Origin of the sequence: Pontivivens marinum (genome assembly GCF_900231835.1) — a bacterium.
GTDB classification, from domain to species: Bacteria; Pseudomonadota; Alphaproteobacteria; order Rhodobacterales; family Rhodobacteraceae; genus Pontivivens; species Pontivivens marinum.
This window is the reverse complement of the sequence record NZ_OCTN01000002.1, coordinates 515,967-538,418: the sequence shown is the minus strand read 5'-3', so window position 1 is coordinate 538,418 and position 22,452 is coordinate 515,967. Positions and strand designations below refer to the sequence as shown.

Genomic DNA, 22,452 nt, shown 5'->3' with positions numbered 1-22,452 from the left:
ATCTCAGCCTTAATTGAACCGCACAGTGCGCGTTCCCTTTGGCGATATTATGTCAAGGTATCATCATGCATCGGTATCCCGGTGCAATATTCTCATTATCAGTCGTATAATATGCGCGGATTGTCCGTGATCCTTGATCCGCAAGTGGAGAAATGTATTCGAGCCGCACCTGCGCCTCCACATCCCCACGATCACCAGCCTGAATCACCTGATCCGGTGCCTCACGCAGGCGCTGTACTTGTCCAACAGGAACGAAAACCTCGATTCTCATCGGGTCTACCTCGATCAAGGTGGCAACGGGATCACCGCTGGCCACCTCACCGGGGGCCAACAGGCCCTCACCTATAATGCCTGATGCAGGGGCGCGAATATCGCCCTTTGCAATCTGGATGCGCAGACGCTCTGCCTCCGCCTCGGCGAGAACGCGGGCCTCACGCTCACGCTCCAGCTCGAACTGCGCCGTCAACTGATCGCGCAGCGCTTCCTCATGCGCGGCGGCACTGATGACGCCGCCATCAAAAGCACGACGGGCCGAGCTATATAGCCGGTTCGCCACATCAGACCGCGCCTGCGCCGCCTGCAATGTTGCCGTGCCCGCCGCCCGCAATTCAGCCTGCGCCAGTTCTGCCTGCAAAATATCGGTATCCACGCGGGCAATCACATCGCCCTGCTCAACATGCTGACCGGGACGCACCCGCACCTCGGCCAAAACTCCGGCGATGGGCTGCGCAAGCTCGATGATCCGCGCCGGCAGGATCGCACAATCCAGCGCGCCAACGGGGCGCAACGGAATAGCACCCGGCGTGATCCCCTGCGCATAGATCGGTCCGGCAAGAATCATGGCGATCAGAAACGCTCTCATATCAACGCCTCCACAGGATCAGTGCCCGTCAGATAGGCAAGACGCGCCCGCGCGCGCAAAATATCAAAGCGGCGTAGCAGTAGGCTTTCCTCCGCACGTATCAATTGGATTTCACGGGCCAGCACAGCAACGGGCGCCGTTACGCCCGCCTCAACCGCGGCACGCTCCGCAGTCACCAGCGATCGTGCGGCGGATAGTGACACCTGCGCACCGGCCATTGCGCGAACGCCCTGATCAATACGCGCCACCAATGTTGTGATTTCCGCCTCAAGCTGCCGACGCAGCGCAACTTCGGACAAAGTCGCATCGCGATACGCGCTTTCCGCCAAGCGGTGCGCGTAGCCGGTTCCGGTGCGGTTATAAATCGGGACACTGATCCGAACCCCGATGGCATATTCCTCGGTATCGGTTCCGATCCGCCCCGCCGATCCGCCCTGCCCCTCGTAATCGGCGCGGGCATACCCCTCAACCCGAGGCGCAAAATCGCGGGCCACTGCCTCACGATATAAATCGCGGCGGCGCACCGTTTCCAAGCGGCGCTGCTGCATCAGCGGGTTCGCCTGCAACGCAGCCGTTACATAGGTATCAATAGAATTGGGCACATTAAACGCGGTCGATGCGGGCCGGAACATATCGATCCCCGCAACGGCACGCCCTGTCAGGCGGGCCAGATCGGATAACACGCCCGCAATCTCCTGATCGAACAGCGCCAGATCCCCTTCGGCCGAGCCACGCTCAACATCCAGAACCAGGCCAGCCGCCGCGACCGAGCGTCCCGCATCGCGCAACCGGTTTTCGGCGGAGAGCTGTTCGCGCACACGACCCAAACGGCGCGCTGTCAATTCGCGGCGAGCCTTGGCCGTCATTCCACGCAGATAGGTATCAGTAACCTCGAACACAGCGGCCTGTGTTTCGGCTGCGTAAGTCGCCCGTGCAACACCCTGCCCGCGCTCTGCCGCATCCCGCGCTGCAATTGCCGCCGGATCATATAGGGGCTGCGTCGCCTCAACCCGCAAAATGGTACTGTCGTAATTTCCCTCAGTACCGGTGAAACCGCCGGTCCGACCGGTCCGCTCCTCAATCCGCCCGAAATCAATATCGCCACCAATGCGCGGGGACAGGGCAAAGCCTGCATTCTCCCGCTCGATATCTGCACGGCGAACACCCTCCGCCGCCTGAGCAACCCGCAGGTTTTGCGTACGAACCAGTTGGGCCAATGCCTCCAGATCATCCGCACCTGTCGGTGAGATATCCTGCACGACATCAAACTCAGTGCCGAAATCGCTGAATTCCTCAGGTGCAGGCGATGGGATTACCACCTCGCCACCCTCGAATCGTCCGGCCTGCACGCGATAGGTTGGCGACCCCTCGGCGATGCGATCCGCCTCGCGCAGTCCCTCAGCCGTCTGTTCGGCCACGCCCTCGGCCAGATAGACCGGAGCGTCAATTTCATCCAAAGCCACTGGAGACACAGGAAAACATCCCGCAAGCATTACTGCTGCGAGCATGATTTTCATCAATGCGCACCCTGTCGGGTTCATTCGGCATCCATCCATCGACTTAGTGGCTGCGGTGTAGCAACTGTACGTTACATACTCAGCTGCCAATTCTCCACCATATTCATTGGCGATGCCGTGCTATTCGATACCTTATTTACAATTGATTGACGTATCTCATTATTTTTTCATGAATAAACGCATAGGTTGTATTTAGAGGGAGTTACTCTCCGCAAAACTACGGAAAAAGGCGAGGAATGCCTTATCAGGATCACGCGCAGGCTCCTTTCCAGCGGCCCAACTGCGCCACTCGGATTCCACGTGATAGATATCGTATCCGGGAAAACGCAGGCGCGCCGTCTCGTATGTCTCCGACGATAGCGCCGCACCTTTCCGCTCCATACGCGCGGGACGCGGACGGGGCTTTGGCGCGGCTTCAGCCACCGGCTCTGTGCGGCCCTCGGCCTTGGCTCGTCGCCCGACCGATGAGAATTCCATAGCCCGCGCGCGCTCCGCCTCGCCCTGCCCGTCCTTGCGCCACCAGCGCAATTTGACGCCCGTGACACGTCGACCGGTTTTAACCGGCTCCATCTCGACCACATAATCGGACAGCGCCGACACCTCGGCCACCGCAGGCTTGATCGCGCGGTTGTTAAGGTTTGCCCATTCCGTCAGCTTGCCGCGTGGCACGCCAAGGACACCGCGCAATTGGTCCAGGCTGAATTGCTCCTCCGACCTGTGCTTCAGGTTCCCCCGCTTTTGCACCATCTCATAGAGGGTCAGCGCGTATTTCGAGCTAAGCGCGAACATCACGTCGCGCTGCAATCGGGCAAAGATGGTGGAGTTGCGAATGATCTTACGCAATCGCGCGGGGATTTCGTAATGCAACATGCCGTCGGGTCGGGTGTGCTCGATATTGCCGCCCAACAATTGCACCCGCTCGATCGCCGGTTCACCGTCCCACTTCACCGCAACCTTAACGATCGAGGCCATCAGCCGCTCGACACTTTCGCCCACACGGTCATTGGAATTATGCGATCCGCGCAGCAACGCCTTGGGGATCGTGTGTACCACCGGTTTATCAATCGCGTCCCATGCGTTTTCCAATAGCTGGTTATAGATCCGCCGATCCGCCAAGGTTAACGGCGTGACTTCGACCAGATCGACCAGTTCACCCGGTTTGATCAGGGATTCCGCGTTGGGTCGCGCCTGCATGGTGCGATAAGATGGCTTGGATTCGGCTGCCATACCTGTCTGCTCTTACTTTTGTTGGAGTTATCACGTAAGACTACACCGCTGCCCCCCAACACGCAATCACCCAAAAGGTAAGCCTAGATCAGGTGCCGCGACTCACCCCGACGTCCCGAACCCCTATTTTCATTGACGTTCTGCGACTCACGATTCGCAGCGAATGCAGCCTCCCCAAAAGTAAGCCTAGCATCGCATCCCGTTTCGTAAGTCTTGCCACCCCAGCCTGTAAGCCAAACAACCCCGATATGTACGCCAACGCACCCCAAATGTAAGATTGAACCCATTTTTACGGAATAATTACAGCTACTTACTCTTCTAGAACAGAGAACATAAAGAATCTGAACATAAGGGGTTTCTTTTGATTCGCTATAGAAGGATTTGCGCCATGCTTCCCGCTATGCGAACCCTTACCTATGGGGTGAATTCCGGCCCAAAACTGCCAAATCCCTCTTTTCAACTCCGTTCATCCTGTTTCATTCAGATGATTTCCGGTTTTTGAGGTGTACCCTTTCAAAAACCGCACTTGTTGTTGAAACAGCAAAACGGCAATGTTGCGCAAACCAATCAAACAGCGGAGCGATCCATGACGCAGACCCCCCTTCCCCCAGTCGGTGAGGCGGAGCTGGAGATGCTCTCCACCCGCGCTGCCACCGTTATCGAGCGCTTGCGCGATCGGGTCTTCGCGCCCGGCACCTCCAAACGCCTACAGCTCAGCTTCACCGTTCGCAAAGCGGCCGAGATGGTAGGACGTACCGAAAAAACGATCCGTGAGGCTGAGGACGATGGCCGCCTTCCCGTCGCGGCAAAGGATCCGGAAACCGGACGTCGCACGGGATATGCTCTCGCCGATATCAACCGGATGCGCCAAGTTTTCGGCACCCTGCCCCATCGTGGTGAGGATGACGAAGCAGCAGTGATCGCGGTGCAAAGCTTTAAGGGCGGCGTCGGCAAATCCACAGTCGTTTGCCATATGGCGCAATATTTCGCGCTAAAGGGTTACCGGGTTTGCGTCATCGATTGCGACAGTCAGGCATCCACCACATCCGTGTTCGGCCTGAACCCAGACGTGGATGTCGATGATGAGGACGAAACTCTCTACCCGTTCTTTCGCCATGGCGGACCAAAGTCGCTGCACTACGCCCTACGCGCGACCTATTGGCCGGGCATCGCACTGATCCCCGCGAACCTTGGCCTCTATGATGCCGAGTATGAATTCGCCGCTCGCATGGTGCGCGAAGACGCCTTCGTTCTGGACCGGTTGCGCGACGGGATCGACAGTATCAAGGATCAGTTCGACGTTATCCTGCTCGATCCACCGCCGGCGCTGGGGATGATTTCGTTGAGCGTTCTGCGCGCGGCAAACGCCCTGATCATCCCTGCTCCACCCAACAATATCGACTTCGCCTCGACCGCGCATTTCCTGAAAATGATGAACGCCACTTTAGGCGATTTGGCCGAAGCTGGCGGTTCACGCGATTACCGTTTCGTCAAAATTCTGGCGACCAAGATGAATGATAACAAGTCTGCGCATGTTGCCATCAAACGCATGATGGACGCCGTTTTCCCGCAGGACATGCTGCAAGCGGTCTTGAAGGATAGCGCCGAAATCGACAACGCCACCGCCAATCTACACACGGTTTACGAGCTGACCGGTGCGCAAACTCGCACCGATACCCACCGTCGATGCCGTGCCTATCTCGACGCGGTCGGGCGTGAGATTGAACTACTTGTCCGTAAATCCTGGCCGAGCCATCACGCCGGCCTGCGTAAGGAGGGCCAGCTATGAGCAAGCGCCATGATGATGTTTTCAACGACGTACTTTCCGGCTTGGACCGCGCGCCATCGGCAGAGCCGGATCGCCAGTCCGGAACACGGTTTCTAAAGCGCCGCACCGGTCTGACCGAACGCGCCGATACCGAGGAGAAAACCCTGCGCTGGGTCGATCCGGATAATTGCCGTATGTGGCGTCAGCACAATCGCGATTACGATCTTCTGAACGAGGAAAACTGCGCCGATTTGATTGAGGGTATGCGTGCGCAGGGCCAACAGGAATTCCCTGCAATCGTGCGCAAACTCGATCCGGCTGAGGGGCACGATCATGAGTATGAGGTGATCTGCGGTGCGCGTCGTCACTGGACCGTTTCGTGGCTGCGGGCGAATAACTATCCTAAATTCCGCTTTCTGATCGACGTTCGCGAGTTGACGGATGAGGAGGCGTTTCGCCTCGCTGATATCGAGAACCGTGACCGCCGCGACATCTCGGATTACGAGCGTGCGATTGATTATTCGGTTGCCTGCATGACCTATTATGGCGGCTCGCAAAAGGAGATGGCCTCGCGGCTTGAGGTGTCTCCGACATGGCTGAGCCGCTATTTGCAGCTGGCGAAATTGCCGGGTCAGATCGTGGTCGCTTACGGTGATAAGACGCTGATTAAGGAACGACACGCACGCGCGTTGCGGCGCTGGATGGCAACGCCTGAGGACGAGGATGCGCTGTTCGATCGCTGTCGTGAACTGGTGCGTCGGCGTGAAACGGATCGGGCGATCACGGACGGGCAGGCGATTTTCAACTTTCTGAACACCCCCGAGAAAAAGGCTGCCGCGCCCAAGGAGGTTCAAACCTTTAAGCGCGCGGGAGAGCGTGAGGGTATCAAGATGCAGCGATCGGGCCGTAAGATCCGTCTCGAATTTGATGAGGGGTTGAGCCGCGAAGCGATCAAGGAGGCCTTTAGCCAATTTATGGCGGAACATTATCCCGTTCGGCGGAGATAGGGCGATTGCCCATGGGCAATTTTGGAAAATATACATGATATCAATACGATGGGCGGCCTCACGAGGTCGCCCATTTTGTAAGAGTAATGGTTTCGATCCCCAATTGCCCATGGGCAATTCATAAAAATAGCTGTATTTATAAGAGGTTGCGCGTCGGCAAACTACACTGTTGACCCAGCGCGCATTCTACAGCCACCCTCCGCGCTATGACATACAGAAATCCCAACGCTCCCGAAGATGCCTTTCTTGAAACCTTTGCCGGTGCGATGGCGCTGGAGCTGGGGATGCGGCGTGGTCTACTGGACCGCATCGCGCTGGATGGTGCCGTGCCGATTGATCAGGTGAACCTGCGGGCAGAGGCGGCGTTTTTTCCGGTGCTGCTGCAACGTGCAGGCATCGTTGAGCAGGTCGTTGACACGCTGAAACTGACCGATGAGTTTGCAGGAATCTGGCCGCATCGGCGTGCGGCGCTTGCGCATAAGCTACGCTTCCTCAAGGCGGTCAGCGTCGATCTGGCGATGGGGATGTCGGACCTTGTTGGTGATCTGCCCAAGTTCATGAAACACGCGCACACCTTCGATATTTTCGACTACGGCAAATCCATGAACACCGATCCGGCGGCGTTAGAGGCAACGCAGATTTGGTGTGACTACGTGGCGATCCTGACTGAAACGGAAGCACCGGAAATTGTCGCCGCGCTAGATCTGGACCCCGGTGCGCGGGTGCTGGAAATCGGCGGGAATGTCGGCGTGATGGGCGCAGCAATCATGACGGCTTTTGGTGCGGAGGTGACGGTACTGGACCTGCCGGCGGTTTGTACGCTGGGGCAGCGGCGTAATGCGGAGCGGGCCTCCGGCGCGCGGCCCAGCTTTGTTATGGGCGATGCGCGGGACGGCGAATGGGATGAATTGCCCGGTGCGCCATGGGATGCGGTGATGTTCAAGAGCGTGTTGCATGATTGGCCAGAGGCGGATCGGCTGAAGCTGCTGGATCACGCGGTTGCGGCCCTTGCCCCCGGCGGGCACGTGATCGTAGCGGAGCGGGGGCCGTTGCAGGCGACCGGTCCGCTGCCGTTCTGGTTAACGGCCGATCTGGTCTTCGCGCCATTCTATCAGCCCGCCGAATGGTATGCGGATGCGTTGGCTGCGCGGGGCTGTAATGTCGTGCAAAGCGCGCCTGATCTGGGCCTGCCATTCCATATCACGGTGGGGACCAAGACGTGATCCTGACTGTTTGCGGCATACCCGGATCGGGTAAATCAACGGTGGCGAAACTGTTGGCGCGGCATCTGAAGGCGCCATTGGTTGCGTGGGATGAATACGAGACGATGACCCAGCGGTCACCGGACGAGATTGCGGCGTGGCTGGCCCGTGGCGCGCCGTTTTCGGAAATCGAGGCGCCCGGTCTGGTGGAGCGGTTGCGTGGGGCAGGGGAGCTTACGGTTTTTGACAGCCTGCTGGGGCCGACATGGCCGCCGTGTTTTGATCTGAAACTCAGCTCAATCTGGTTGGAATGCCCCGCGGATATCGCGCTTGCCCGCAAGGTTTCGCAGTTACTGGCGCAAGTGGGCCCTGAATGGATTACGGGATATCTTGCGGCATATCCTAAAACTGTTGCGCCAGCATTGGCATTTCAAAAGACAAGAGTTCCGCAACTGTGTGATTTGACACTTGACGCCACAATGAAGCCACAATCATCAGTTGATTCCGCACTGCGTCATTTTTTATATAACGATTAAAGCGTCTTCTGCTTCACAGTTCATTACGCAGTTCAATAAAAAGAGTGGATATATTCGGGGTTTTTAGAGTAAAAAGACGCTAGGAAAATGCCGTTTTGATCGCCTGATTTATTTGGGCGGCGTTACTGCGTTGAAGCAATTGTGTTTTTTGCAGGAGACTTGCCCGTGTCCATGCCGTTCGGTCGCCGAGTAATCGGTAGTTTGCCCAGCCTTCCAATCAATCGCGGATTCCGTGCCCGCCTGAAACATCACGATCGGGATCGTTTCGAGCGGCTGCGGCGTGCGGCATGGCGGCTTATGCTGGACCCTATGGAACCACGGGTTCTGCTGTCGGCTGATCCATTCGCGCTGGCCGCGGGGGGGACCTACGATTCGGATGTGATGGCGGCAGGGGTCATGTCTGGCTCGACGCTGACCGTCACCATCGATGATGATTTGGATGCAGGCACGGAGATTGGTGTACGGATTGCGACCGGGGCAACGGCGCAAGAAGTCATCATCACCGACCGACACAATTCCGACATCGTAATCTATCAGGGCAATTTGACGGGCATCAGCACGCTGAAGATTCTGGGCGATAGTGGCGACGATCACTACGAAGTGGACTTTGACGTATCAACGCTGGATTCAGGCTTCACGTTGGAATTCGGCGCGGGCGCTGGGTACGACAGTGTAGACTTCGTGGCTTTTGATGAGGGCTATACCGGCAACATCATTGCAAACACAGACGCGGTCCGTGTGGCGTCTGGCGTCAGCTTGGGCACGTCGACCAATAAGCTTGCCTCGTTCACGGCGGCGGCGCGTATTACCGAATCTGTGCGCACGGGCAGCGGGCAGGACGTTGCCGATAATGGCACTGCGCTGGTTCAGATTAACGGTTCCATTATCTCGGAGGGGGCGGTCACGCTGACCGCAACCGGCTCCACCAGTTTCAGTTCATCGCTGGGCGGTGTGACCTCGACCCTGACCGGTGGGGCAAATGCGTATGTCAATGTTGGTGCGGATGCCACGATTGACGGTTCTAGCCTGTCGCTGCGTGCGACCGCCGATGGTAGTATCACGCCGAGTGCCGACTATAAGGTCGGCTTTGTCAGCCAGATCAACACGTCCACCACAGCATCTGTTAATATTGCAGGTACGCTGACGGCGCAGAATTCGATCTTTGTCACGGCGCGTGAGGCACTTGATGTTGCCTCGGATATCGAGACGCTGGCCTATACCGCGACCAATGCTGTCTTTAACGATCCGGATGAGGCGTCAAGCGTTGGATTTGATGCCGTAAGTTCCAGCATCAATGCCGTGCGCAGCAGTACAGTTACGATTGCCGATAATGCGTCTATCAGTGGTGCGCAGCTGTCCTTTGCAGCGGTTATCGAGGGCGATGTTTCCACGACGATCAAGAGCGAGCTGTTCGGCCTAACCACGCAAACCGTTTCTGGTGATGCGAAGGTTGTTGTTGGCGCCGCGACGGTCACAGGCACCAGTGCGGTCGGGTTCTACGCCTCGAACAAGTCCAAGATCAGTGCGGAGGGGATTGTTTCCTCGAACACGGTCACGGGCGAAACCTCTGCCACGCTGACCGGTTCCACTGTCACAGGCCGTTCGGTTGATGTTCGGGCGACGGATACGACCGAGATTTTGGTGCAGGCCAAGGATCTGGATATCGGCCTGTCCGGCTGGAACTCGATCAGCCTGCCATTGGGCGCGGCGATTAACGAGGTCAACCGCACGGTCTCCGCTGTTGTCGTCGGGGGATCGCTGGAATCGACCAATTCCGGCATCAGTGTGCTGGCGACCAATGATATGACTTTGGTTGCGACGGCAAATGCCCAGCAGCTGAATATCCCGACCGGTTATGTAAACCCGACCGGTTTTGCGCTGAACATCGCGGGCACCTTGGCCGTGAACGAATTGCTGGGTGGCACAACGGCCAGTGTGACGGATGCGACGATCACGGCCAATCAGGCTGTGAATGTTGTTGCGACCACCAGCGCATTGATTGATTCCAAAACGGAGGCATCTGCGCAGACCCTTGGCGGTGATGGTGCGGCGGTTGCGTTGGCTGTGGCCTATAACAACCTTGGCCGTGATGTGGATTACAGCAGCTTTAAGCAGGGGATCGATACGATCCTGGGGCTCGGCCTGGTTCAGGATTATCAGGGCTTCGACACGGTTGCGCTGGTCACTGGTTCCGTGTTGAGCGGGCGTGACGTGAACGTAAATGCGACAACCTCGCAGATGCTGCTGGATTCGACCGCGACCAATGTTGCGAAAAACGAGTCGATCGCGGTGTCTCGCAAGACGAAATCCTATGCGGCCGGCATTGTGCTGGCGACGAATATGGTGACCTCTGCCACGCGGGCGACTGTGTCGAATAATGGCGCGACGCGCAGCACAATTACGGCCACCCAGAATGTAAGTGTAGCGGCGACTGACGGCGCGAGCATCAATTCCAACGTCAAGCTGGTCAGCAATGCGACGGCGGCGACGGATGGTGGTGCCTCGAATATCGACAACCTGATTGGCGCGGTCAGCCCTGCGGATTACCGCACCAACGGCACGATCCAGACCGATGGTGATTTGCTGACGCCAACTACGCTGAGCGCTAACCCGGCGCTGGACTTTGGCGACCGTGTGCAACTGTTTGCAGAACTGGATGGCAGCACCGGTACTGCGACCGGCACAGCGAATGATATTTACAAGTTTATGGGTGCGGATGGCACCGCCGTTGACCTGACCACAACCGATTTCACCGATACGACTCTGTGGAAGCTGGCGACGGAAACCGATCTGGTTCCGACGGGCAATTCATTCCAGGAAACCGACGCGATCGGCCTTGGTGGCGTTGTGGTGCGGAACGAGGTGACCTCGGGCGCGGAGGCGTTGGTCCAGCAATCCGATATAGGTGCGGCCGGAAATATTACGGTGAAGGCTGATGGCACCGGCAACCTGACGGCCATTGCCGATGTGGGTGTGACGGTTTCCAGCGGCAGCTCCCTGACCGGAGATGGTGATAGTAACGCGGTTGGCGGGGCGTTGGTGTTCAACATCCTCAATGGCGGGTCCAAGGCGACGTTGCGCGACAGCACGCTGACCATGGCCAATGGCGGCGCGATTGTGTCGGCGGAAAATGCCACGGCGATGGATGCGACGCTGCATGGCGCATTTGCAGGCGGTGCAGATACCAAGGCGCTGATGATGTCGTTCAACACGGTCGGGTATGAAACCCAGAACCTGTTGTTCATGGCCTTGGATGCTTTGCTGGCCAGCGATATTGGCGCGCAGCAACCGGCGGGTGCCACGGCGTTGGTCACAGGCTCGACAGTTTTGGCCCATGCTACACCTGCGGGCGTGAATGCGTTGAGCGTGAGTGCAACCAATTCGGCCACATTGACTGCCCTGACGGATATGAACGCAACCACGGCAGCATCGGCATTCCGTGGCGCCGATGGTGCATCCGCTGCCGGCGTGATTACGCAGAACATGCTGTCCGGGGCCGCGCGTGCCAGCATTGTGGGCAGCTCGGTGACTGGAGACGGAATTTCGATCCTTGCCGATGATAGCACGGTTATGGATGCCACCACGGCGTTGGAGACCAGTGCCAGTGCGGACAATGATCTGGGCTTTGGCATCGTTAACGATTTGCTGGACAAGGCCACCAACGAATACGCCTATACGACCAAGAGTAACGGGCAGGAAATCGCGTTCGGCCAGCGGGTGCTGGATGGGGAGAGCCTGTACGAATATCTGGGCGGTGATCCCCTGACGGTTGCGGATTGGACGGCGATTGATTTCACCGATCTGAACCTGTGGCAGCTAAAGGATACGGGCAATCTGTTGTCCACGTCCTTGGCCAAGGCCGTTATGAAGGGGTTTGCCATCAAGGATGCTGGCGGCGCATCCACTGCGAAATCCTTTATGATTACGCGGAACGAGGCGCATGGCGGTGCGGAGGCATTGGTCACGCGCAGCACGCTGGTTTCCGGCGGCGATGTATCGGTCATCGCGCGTGAGCGCGCATCGCTGCGGGCGCAGAATACATCCACCGTGGCGGCGAAGGCGGCGAAGTCTGGTGTTGTGGCAACCAACGCGCTGTTCTCCAAGGCGACGGCGGGCATGTCGAATGGCGTGGTCACAACCACCGGCTCGGGTGATGTGACGGTTCAGGCGTTGAACATCACGACGATGGATGCATTCCTAGACGTGAAAACCACGGGCAAGTCGGAGTCGATCGGCTACACCTTTGCGTTCAACACGGTTGGCTATGACACCGGCAACATCCTGTTTGCGGCGGTCGATGCGTTCTTGGGCTCGAACTACTTTATCGAGACGGACCCGACGGGCGCTGAGGCGTTCATGGATTACGTCACCGCATCTGTTGCGGGTGATCTGGATGTCAGTGCGGCCAGCCGCAATGTGATTTCTGATGATGCTAATGTTCTGTCCACAGCCGTTAGTGGCGATGATCTGGACAATGTGGCCGTGGCCAAGCCTGAGGACGTAGCGGATGAAACCGCAGATGCGGCGATCAAGGCAGCGTTGGAGGCGGCGTTCGCCACGCTCGAAATCGAATTCGAAGGTGATTTGACGGTCGAAATTCTGGCTGCCGGCTCGCAATGGTATGTGACCGATAGTGAGGGGCGCATCTGGCAGATCAAGGATAGTGCGAGCACTGGTTTGGAAGTGGCTGAGGTCAGCCTGCTGAACGCTACCGTTGGTGCAGATGCGACGGCGAAGGCCAAGAATGATCGCGTTCTGGTGGATGCCTTTGCTGAATCTACCAAGACGAATGCCGATGGTGAGCAGGTCAATAAGGGCAAATCCTATAAGGATCTGAAATACGGAGCCAATGCGTCAGCCACCGGCGGTGTTCTGGCAACTAACCGTGTGGCCAGTGAGACGAAGGCGTGGATTTCGGGCGCTACCAAAACCCATGATCTGAATTCCAGTGTTGAGCTGCTGAGCACGGATGACCGCGTTGTTTATAATGGAAAAAGCTATGCCTATGTCGGCTCGCCTAATCTGATCGATGCGGATGACGGGCTGGGCCTGGAATCCGTTCCGGCGGCACTGACTACGGGTACGACTGTGCGCCTGCTGGGGCTGGTGAGCGCGTTCGATATCGGGGTTTATGTGACCTATACGGGGTCCACGATCACCAATACTGACGGCAAATCGCTGAAGGAGTTGATCGACGAGTCCCCCGATGATTGGGAACTGGCTGCAACGCCTGATCCAGTGGTTCTGACCAATGCGGTTCAGGACTTTGCCAACAATGCGCTATGGGTTGATCTGGGCGCTGCGCCGCAACGGGATATCACGGCGGCATCTGTCAGTGTGACGGCGCAGGATAGCGCGAATTTGCGGGCCGAAACCTCGCTGCTGGTGGATGCGACCGCGATCAACAATATGAATCTGGTTGGCGAATATGTCGCCAAGGCGGCCAGCAACGAATACAGCTTTACCAATCATTCCGGCACGCAGCTCGTTGTCGAGGGCGACATGATGCGCGTCGGTACGATCGACGTAAGCGGGCTGAGCGGCGCTGCACTGACCGAAGCGCAGGCGATGAATGCGCTGACGGGCCGCGTGTTCTACTATTCCGGCTCTGATGCGACGATGGATCTGGGTGCGGTTACGGCGGCGACCCTGACTGATGCCAGCGAAGGTGCGCTCTGGATCGATCTGTCGATCATGCCCGATGCGCAGGATGTGCTGACGCCGAACCTTGGCAATCTGGCGGACTCCAATGCGAAGGCTACTGGCGCGACTGTTGTCACCAACCAGGTTGATGGCGCAACGGCGGTTGATGTGCGCGAGGTGGCGATCACCGTTGCGACCGGCGATATCGTGATTGCGGCGCTTGGCAATGCGACGCTGCTGTCGAATATTACGACCTCGGTTACGACCTCGGGCGGTTCGACCTGGGGGTCGGGTACGGTTGTGTCCAAGCAGGGCATGGTTGCGACCAACATGCTGCTGGGTGCGGCCAGCACGACGGTTCACAATGCGGACCTGCGCGCGACGGTTGGCGATGTGACGATCACGGCTGACCAAGCGGTTGTTATGGACAGCACCATCGATTCCAACGCGATGACTGGCGACACGGCCAAGAGCCTGACGCTGGCCTTCAACACGTTGGGCTGGGATTCACAGAACATTCTGTTCAACACGTTCGAGGCGATTATCGGCGATCCGTTCATCTCGGATGATCTGCTGGACGGTAAGGTTGAGTCCGGTGGTGCGGTTACGATCACGGCGACCAATATTCTGGCTGGCGGCGCGATTGACGCGGCGGCCTATACAACCGCGCTGATGAACGCGACGGTGACGAATTCCACCATGTCCGAGGCGGGCGCAATTCAGGGTGCAGGCGGGTCCAGCACCGGGGCGTTGATCTCCTCGAACAAGGCGCAGGCCAAGGCGCATATCCTGATCGACAATGCGGATGCGGCGACCGGTGAAAAGCTGAAGGCGGGCACCGATCTGTCGGTGCTGGCCGAGGACCGCTCGCAATTCTTCTCGAACACCAAATTCGTGTCGTCCTCCACCACGTCGAATACCGGCGGCGCCGATGTGTTGCAGGAAACGCTGAACGATGTGGTGCCGGTTGATTTTGATACAGGCGTTGCGGTTGGGTCTGTAGCGCTCGGGTTTCAGGATCGGGTGCGCGTGGATGATGCGCATGCCACAGCGGATGCACAGGGCAAGATTTACTACTATCTCGGCAATGATGTGGATGCGTCGGGCAACCCGATTTTGGTTGATCTGAGCACGGCGAACTTCCTCGATCTGGACCTATGGCGCGAAGCATCCGAAAGCTCGATTATTCCGCAGGGATATAATGTTCCTGATGTTCGGGTGAAGGAGGGCGAGTCCCAATCCGGTTCTGACAGTAAGGCAACGGGCATTGTTTTCGTGCTGAACGATCATCGTTCGGGTGCCAGCGCGATTGTACAGAATGCTGTTCTGGAAACGACGGATGGCGATATCTCGGTCACGGCGGATCTGAACGCCAGCATGGAGGTTGACGTCAACAACGCGACCTCGTCTTCGGGCGGTAATGCCGTGGGTGAGGGAGAGAGCGAGGCGATCAGCGGTACGGTCGGCACCAACGTGATGTTGGGCTCGGCTGAGGCGGCGATCATCAACAGCACCGTAAACGCAGGTGATGCGGCTGGCGGGGCAACCGATGCTGGCGATGTGATCGTTAAGGCGATCAACGACATGGTTATGTCGGCCAATATGCAGGTAGTCACGGCGACGGGCGATACGGCCTATGGCGTGTTGGCGGCATTCAACACAATGGGGTGGAAGCCCTCGAACGCACTGTTCAACGCAGTCGAAACGCTGATCGGCTCCAGCCCGATTTCCGAGGCGTTTAACGGTGAGGAACCAGCCGAGGCACGCGCATGGATGGACCGCGTTCAGGTCACAGCAGATGGCGATATTGATGTTACGGCAGATAATACCGCAACAGTAACCGCGACGACGGGCAACCAGACGACCAGTGCGGCCAGCGCGTTGAAGGATGCCAGCGGTAAGGGCTTTGGCGCGATTGTTGCCTCGAACAAGTTGAGCGCGGGTGCGCGGGCCTGGATCACCGGTGCCCTGGTTGAGCCGACAGGAACCGAAACGCTCGCAAATGGCGATTTCGTTATCGCGGGTGATGGCAATGTCTGGAAATGGACCGGCGCCGCAGGTGACGTGGCCATCCCGGCGGATACCGCATTTGGCAGCACGACGGGCTGGACGGCCGCGACGCACGCCGATGTGAACCAGTTGATTGCTGGCGGTAACATCACGATCAGCGCAACGGATGATGCGACGTTGGACGCAACCAATAATAGCAAAACGCAAGTTACCGTCCGCAATGATGGCGGGTTGAGCATCGTTCTGGGCATCGCCACCAATCTGGCGGATGATTATAACTACACCACTCTGTCTGGCACCCGTGCGATGACGGCTGGTGATCTGGTGCGGATCGGGTCGAATGTGGCCACTTCCGGTGGATTGACCGCAGGTGATATGTACGCCGCAGTTCAGCAGGTCGATGCCGATGGCAACATCATCTATGGCCCGAACTATGCAAACCCGATTGATCTGGCGACGACGAATTACACCGATGAAACGCTGTGGCGCAAAGTCAATGTCACGCCTGAGCAATATGCCGCGCTGATCGCAGCGACGGCAGGTGTTGCGGGTGTTGGCAATGTGTCCACCTCGGACGCGACGGCGGTTGGGGCGGCGATTTCCTATAACGATGTGCGCAGTCATGCGCTGACCACGGTTCAGGGCGCTGATATCTGGGCCAAGACAGGCTCGATTACGATTTCGGCGGATGAAACCTCGACCTTTACCGCGCTGAATACCGGCAAGGTAGCGGCGACGGGTGGGTCGGTTTACGCGGGGGGTAAGACCTCGGCGGTGAATGCGATCATTTCGACCAACGCGCAGAATGCCGAGGCGGAAACGCTGGCCAAGCATGTGACGTTGCGCGCCGGTGGTGCGGTCAATGTGACGGCAGAAAATGCGGCAACCATGTCTGCAACCGTGGATATGAGCACGATTGCGACCGGTGGTGAGCGCGCGATTGCAGTTGGTGTTACGGTTGCGTTTAACCAGATCGGGTATACGAACAGCCTGATCTTTACCAATTTTGCGGATATGATCGCGGGCACCTCGATCTTTGGTGAGGACCGCGCGCAAGCGACGGCGACGCTGTCTAATGCGACAATTACTTCTGGCGGTAATCTGAATGTGTCGGCGGATAATGCGCTGACACTGGATGCGACGATTTCGTCCTCGGCTGTTTCGGTGTCGATTTCCAAGGAAGCGACGACCTCGGTTTCGGTTGCGCCGATCCTGTCGATGAACCGTGTGGCGGGGCAGGCCTTGGCCGTGTTGCAGGACGTTTCCTCGTTGACGGTTGGCGGCAATGTGAATGTGACGGCGCTGGATACCTCGGTTATCAATGCGGTTGTTATTTCCGCAACGGTTGCGATTTCGGCCAGCACCAGCGGCGCGAAATCTTTTGCCATTGGCGGCAGCTTTACCCGCAACTCCATCGATAGTGAGGCACAGGCCCGTGCCATTCGTATTGGCAGTTCCGGTGCGGCAGCGGATATTACCAATGATCTGAACGTGACAGCACGCCGTGCGGCGCAGATCAACGCGACAGGTCTGGCGGCATCGGTGGCGGTATCTGTTTCGGCCAGCTCCAAGACATCGCTGTCGGTTTCGGGTGCGGGTGCACTGGCGGCAAACGTGATCCGTGGATCGGCGGATGCACTGGTTGATGCGTCCAACCTGACGGTGGGTGGCAATACGGTTATCAGCGGCACATCGGGTTCCGCGATCAATGCGACGATGGCGTCGGTTGCGGCATCTGTTTCGATTGGCGGCGGCACATCACCAGCGGTGGCGATTGGTGCGGCGATGGCGGTGAACTGGATCGGTTACGGTCGGGTTGCGCAGCGGTTTGACGATCAGATCACGGCGACCAGCGGTGATGGCACGGTGACACTGGGCGCGAATGCGCTTGTTACGCAAACACGTGGTCAGCAGAGCGGAAACCAGCTTGCGTCTATCGGGTACAGCTTTATCGGAACGGCAGGGGATGTTGACCTCAGCACGACCGATTTCACGGATACAGCGCTGTGGCGCGAGGAATTCTATATCTCGGATGGTGGCGTTGCCGCGATCAATGCCGGTGATCTGGTTCGGGTTGCGGATGGCGATCAGCTGTCCGGTGCGATCTTTGAATATATCGGCTCGGAATCTCAGGTTGCGACCACGACGGATGGTGTGACGACGCTGGTTGATCTTAGCCTTGCTGACTTTACCAACCGTGATTTGTGGCGTCGCAAGGATATGGCGGCAGGCACCGATGTGGGTGCTGTGGCAGAACTGCGCGGGTCTGATCTGGCCGGCACTGGCACCGTGGATATCACGGCGGATGCGGCGCAGAGCATTACCTCCACCGTGGTTGCGGCGGCGGTTGCGCTGTCGGCGGGTAAGACGGGTGTGGCCGTTGGTATTGCCGGTTCGGTTGCGGTGAACAACATTTGGGGCGGGGCCTATGCCGCGATCTCGGGCGATATGGATAGTGGTGTTAGCGGGTCCACCATCACGGTGGATGCCAAGGATACCAGCATTATCAACGCGGCAACGGCTGCTGCGGCGGTTAGTGCAGCACTGGGTAAAACGGCGGTTGCTGTATCTGTCGGTTTGGCGGTCGCCTATAACGAGGTGTCCGGCGACACCACGGCGGAGATTGTCAGCGCGGATGTGACCAGCACAGGCACTGGCGCGACGGATGGTGTGTTTGTAAATGCGGGTAGCGCCCCGCCGCCCAGCTTTACTGGTGCGGCAGATCCATTGGTCAGTGTTGATCGCTTGGATGACGCGACCGAGGTTCAGACCAATGATGATGGCGATGCGGTCGATGCTGCCGATGCGGCGGCTGATAAGGCAACCATCGATAAGGTGACGGAGCTGATGAACGATCAGCTGGCCGCCGCCGATGCGGTTCAGGGCAGCTATACCGAGGGTACGGTTCGCCTGACCAAGAATAACGAGGCTGGCGGTTGGACGCTGGTTGATGAGGCGGGCAAGGCATTCTCGCTGAAGCTGGGCCCAGCGGGTGAGCTGAACTTCGAGGTCATGACGATCAACGCGATTTCGGCTGCTGCGGCGCTGGCCATTGCGGGCGGATCGACGGGTATCGCGGTGTCGGGGGCAGGGGCGCTGTCGCTGAACTATGTTACCTCGAATGTGAAGGCGCGGATCAGCGGCTCGGTCGTTGTGTCGGCGGGCGATATCGGCATTACGGCTGATATGAAATCTGGCATCAACTCGGCGGTTCTGGCGGCGGCGATCTCGGCTGGCTTCGGCTCCACCGGTGTTGGCGTTTCCATCGGTGCGGCGCTGGCGTTCAACTATGTCGGTAAGGGCTTTGCCGGTCTGTCGGATGGCGGTTCGGTTGAGGCATATGCAGAGGATAGCCGCCTGCAAGCAGCGGATGCGTTGGTCATTACGGCGGATAATGCGGCGCAGATTAACTCGGTCGCCTTTGCCGGTGCTGTGGCGATTGCGGCAGGTTCGACCGGTGTTGCGGTCTCGGGTTCCGGCGTTGTTGTGCAGAACTGGGTCGATATTGATACGGCCGCCTATATCAGCGGCGATGGTGCGGCGAGCGGTTCGTTGCCCGGCATTCAGGGCGGCTCGATCACGGTTGCGGCGGATGGCACCGGTGAGATCAATGCCTTTGCGGCGGCAGTTTCGGTAGCATTTGCTGCGGGTTCAACAGGGGTTGCTGTGTCCATCGGGATCACGGCGGTTCATAACGAGATTACCGGCGACACGACGGCCCATATCAGCAATGCGGATCAGGGCGTGCGGGTCACATCCGGCGATATGATTGTTTCGGCAACGGATGCGGCGACGATCAATGCGGTTGGTGCGGCGGCTGCCTTGGCCGCTGGATTTGGCTCTGTCGGGGTTGCGGTTTCGGGCGCGGGTGCGCTGATTACCAACCGGATCAGCAGCGGCGCGCAGGCGCGTATCCTGAATTCGGACACAACTGTTTCGGCAGGTAAGCTGACGGTTAAGGCGGATAGCGCCGGTACGATCCGGTCGCTGAACGCGGCGGCCTCGCTGGCGGTTGGGGCGGGTGCAACGGGTGTTGGCGTTTCCATCGGTGTGGCGCTGGCGCGCAACCTGATCGGAACCAATCTGGTGCCATTCACCGGCAGTGGTGAGAAGACAACAGCGGATACAGTTCAAACCTTGGCTACGGGCACCTTGGTCCGTGTGCTGGGTGGCGTGCGTGAGGGCGACGTCTACGAATATATCGGCGAGACGATCAACCGCGCTTCTGATGACCAACTGGCGCTGGATAGTGTTGATTTTGCGGATGCTGAAAACTGGGTGTTGAGCAATGTGAGCAGCACGCCGGTTCTGGTCACGGCCGAGATCATCAACTCCGATCTGACGACCAGCGGCGCGACCGAAGTGTTCGCGACCTCGCAGCAAAAGATCGACGCGGTTTCGCTAGCCGCTTCGGCGGCTGCATCGGCAGGGTCTGTCGGGGTCAGCGTTGCGGGTGCAGGCGTTGCCACGGAAAACCGGGTTCAGACTGATGTGACGGCGCGCATTACCGGAACAGGTAGTGAGACGTTGGACGTGGGTAGCGTCAGCGTACTTGCCGCAGATCAGAGCCTTGTGAACGTGTTCACGGGTGCTGCTGCAATCTCCGCTGCATTTGGCGGTGTGGGGGTTGGCGTGTCTGTGGCGCTGGCGGCCTCGATCAATGTTGTCGAGAATGATGTCTATGCGGGCATCACCTCGGTCGATCAAATCAATGCGGGCGGCGATGTCGCGGTGCGTGCGGTTACGGGCGATACGCAGCCTGCCTCGGTTCTGGCGGGGATGACGGCGGCGCAACTGAACGACGCGGTTTCCTATGATCAAGAGGATGACGGCAACGGAAACGATCAGCCAGTTGCCAGCGATGTAGCAGGTGATGCGGCTATTCTGGAAACCCTGCGGGCCAAGCTGGCCGCAGTGGGTGAGATTGCCGAGGGTGAATTGCGGCTGGGTCTGGTCAAGCAGCCAGCCGATGCAAATCAGCGCGATTCCAGCGGCAACTTGATTGCGACCAGCGATGATGGCTCGACCGTTTGGCAGTTGCAGGATGCGGAGGGCAATGCGTGGTCGCTGACCATGACATCAGGTGGATCGCTCAGCGCATTGCGCACGACCATCAACTCGGCAGCCGTGGCAGCGGCCGTTGCGATCACGGCGGGTGGTGTTGCTGTGTCCGTTTCTGGAGCTGGTTCGTTGGCGATCAACACGGTGTTGAGCTCAACCAAATCCGAGATCAAGCTGGCCGATGTGACCACCACAAATAGCGGCGATGTGATCGTTGAGGCCAATAACTCCGCGCGGATCAATGCGGCGGTTATGTCGGCTGCAATTTCGGTCGCTGTTGGCGGTGTCGGCGTTGGGGTGTCGGTTGGCGCGTCCTTCGCGCGGAACTTTATCGGCGCGACCAGCCTGTTTAGCGACGAGGCGGATGATGGCAGTGTCGTCGCGCAGATCGTGGATTCGAACATCATCGCCTCGGGCGATATCAGCGTAACGGCTTCTGGCAATCAGCGGATCTCGACGGTTGTTTTTGCCGGTTCGGCGGCTGCTGCGGGCGGATCTGTTGGTGTAGGGGTCGCGGTTGGCGGCGCGGCGGCACAGAACGTGATCCGTATGACGGAAACGGCCCAGATTGTTAGCAATCAAAACACCAGCGTTTCTGGTGCGAGTGTCAGCGTAAATGCATTGGATGCCAGTCGGATTGATGCGGCGGTTGCGGCGGTTGCGCTGACCATCGCGGCGGGCGGTGTTGGCGTAGGCGTGTCGGTTGCGGGCGCTGTTGCGATGAACGATATCGACAATGCGATCACGGCGCAGATCAACGAGGTTGCGGGCAACCTGACTGCTGGTGCGACGGGTGGCGATGTTTCGGTCGTGGCGCAGGATAACAGTCTGATCAATTCGGCAACGGCGGCAGCTGCAATCAGCTTAGCGGCAGGTGGTGTCGGGGTTGCGGTTGCCGGTGCAGGTGCCGGTGCAACGAACCGGATCGGCAATACGGTCCGGGCCAAGGTGTCGGGCGCGACGGTTAATGCCAGTGGCAATATCATCGTGCGGGCGCAGGGCAATGCGACGATCAATGCGGCGGTTCTGACGGCGGCGGCTTCCGTAGCCGGTGGCGGCGTTGGTGTCGGCGTTGCGGTTGGCGGATCGGTTGCTGTCAACATTATCGGATTGAGCAATAGCACCGACGGCTCCTTTGCCGAGGTCACAGGCGCGACGATGAATGCGGGCGGAAACGTGACGGTTCAGGCGCTGCAAACCTCAACGATCAACACGATTGTGCAGGCTGTCTCGGCGGCCTTTGCCGGTGGTGGCGTTGGTGTTGGTGTATCGGGTGCGGTTACGGCGTCGAATTCGACGCTGGCCTATGCGGTTGATGCGTCGGTTACCAATTCGACAATTACGTCCGGCGGAACGGTCACTGTAGATGCCGAGGACACCGGCACGATGTTGAGCATCGTTGGTGCAACCTCGGTCGCGGCGGCTGTTGGTGTTGTGGCGGTTGCGGTTACGGTTGCGGTCAGTGTTGCCTCCGGTGTGATTGATAACCGGGTTACGGCATCGGTTAGCGGTACGGATGTTACGGCGTCGGCAATGTCGGTCACGGCATCCGATGATATGGATAATCGCGTGATTGCGGCGGCCTCTGCTGCGGCTGCGGCGGCGGGTATTGGTGCAGC

The 22,452-nt window shown here is 58.7% G+C and carries 8 protein-coding genes (1 of these 8 cut by a window edge); 5 read left to right on the top strand and 3 right to left on the bottom strand.

Going from position 1 to position 22,452, the window contains the following annotated elements:
- Window positions 1-52: 52 nt before the first annotated feature.
- The 3 genes from CR254_RS08430 to CR254_RS08420 all read right to left on the bottom strand — a co-directional run bounded on the left by CR254_RS08430 (window position 53) and on the right by CR254_RS08420 (window position 3,606).
- Window positions 53-862 carry an efflux RND transporter periplasmic adaptor subunit gene (locus CR254_RS08430; protein ID WP_097929397.1) on the bottom strand — a complete coding sequence of 270 codons (810 nt, stop codon included), beginning with the start codon at window positions 860-862 and terminating at the stop codon, window positions 53-55.
- Window positions 859-2,334 (bottom strand): TolC family protein, encoded by a 1,476-nt coding sequence (locus CR254_RS08425; protein WP_180955940.1) that lies wholly within the window; start codon window positions 2,332-2,334, stop codon window positions 859-861. Before CR254_RS08425 ends, CR254_RS08430 begins: the two co-directional genes overlap by 4 nt.
- Window positions 2,335-2,571: 237 nt before the next feature.
- Window positions 2,572-3,606 carry a replication initiation protein gene (locus tag CR254_RS08420; protein ID WP_097929395.1) on the bottom strand — a complete coding sequence of 345 codons (1,035 nt, stop codon included), beginning with the start codon at window positions 3,604-3,606 and terminating at the stop codon, window positions 2,572-2,574.
- Window positions 3,607-4,192: 586 nt separating this feature from the next.
- On the opposite strand from CR254_RS08420, the gene CR254_RS08415 reads away from it, so the two are divergent.
- The 5 genes from CR254_RS08415 to CR254_RS08395 form a co-directional block, all read left to right on the top strand.
- Window positions 4,193-5,395: an AAA family ATPase gene (locus tag CR254_RS08415; protein WP_097929544.1), complete on the top strand. Its 1,203-nt coding sequence runs from the start codon at window positions 4,193-4,195 to the stop codon at window positions 5,393-5,395.
- Window positions 5,392-6,381, top strand: coding sequence for a ParB/RepB/Spo0J family partition protein (locus CR254_RS08410; protein ID WP_097929394.1), 990 nt, complete (start codon window positions 5,392-5,394; stop codon window positions 6,379-6,381). Before CR254_RS08415 ends, CR254_RS08410 begins: the two co-directional genes overlap by 4 nt.
- Before the next feature lie 206 nt (window positions 6,382-6,587).
- Window positions 6,588-7,604 carry a methyltransferase gene (locus CR254_RS08405; RefSeq protein WP_097929393.1) on the top strand — a complete coding sequence of 339 codons (1,017 nt, stop codon included), beginning with the start codon at window positions 6,588-6,590 and terminating at the stop codon, window positions 7,602-7,604.
- A complete protein-coding gene (locus CR254_RS08400) occupies window positions 7,601-8,119 on the top strand; it encodes a hypothetical protein (protein ID WP_097929392.1) in 519 nt (172 codons plus the stop codon). Before CR254_RS08405 ends, CR254_RS08400 begins: the two co-directional genes overlap by 4 nt.
- Window positions 8,120-8,290: 171 nt before the next feature.
- Window positions 8,291-22,452 carry the beginning of an LEPR-XLL domain-containing protein gene (locus CR254_RS08395; protein WP_097929391.1) on the top strand. It continues 17,722 nt past the right edge of the window, so only the first 14,162 of its 31,884 coding nucleotides appear in the window; it begins with the start codon at window positions 8,291-8,293; the stop codon falls past the right edge of the window.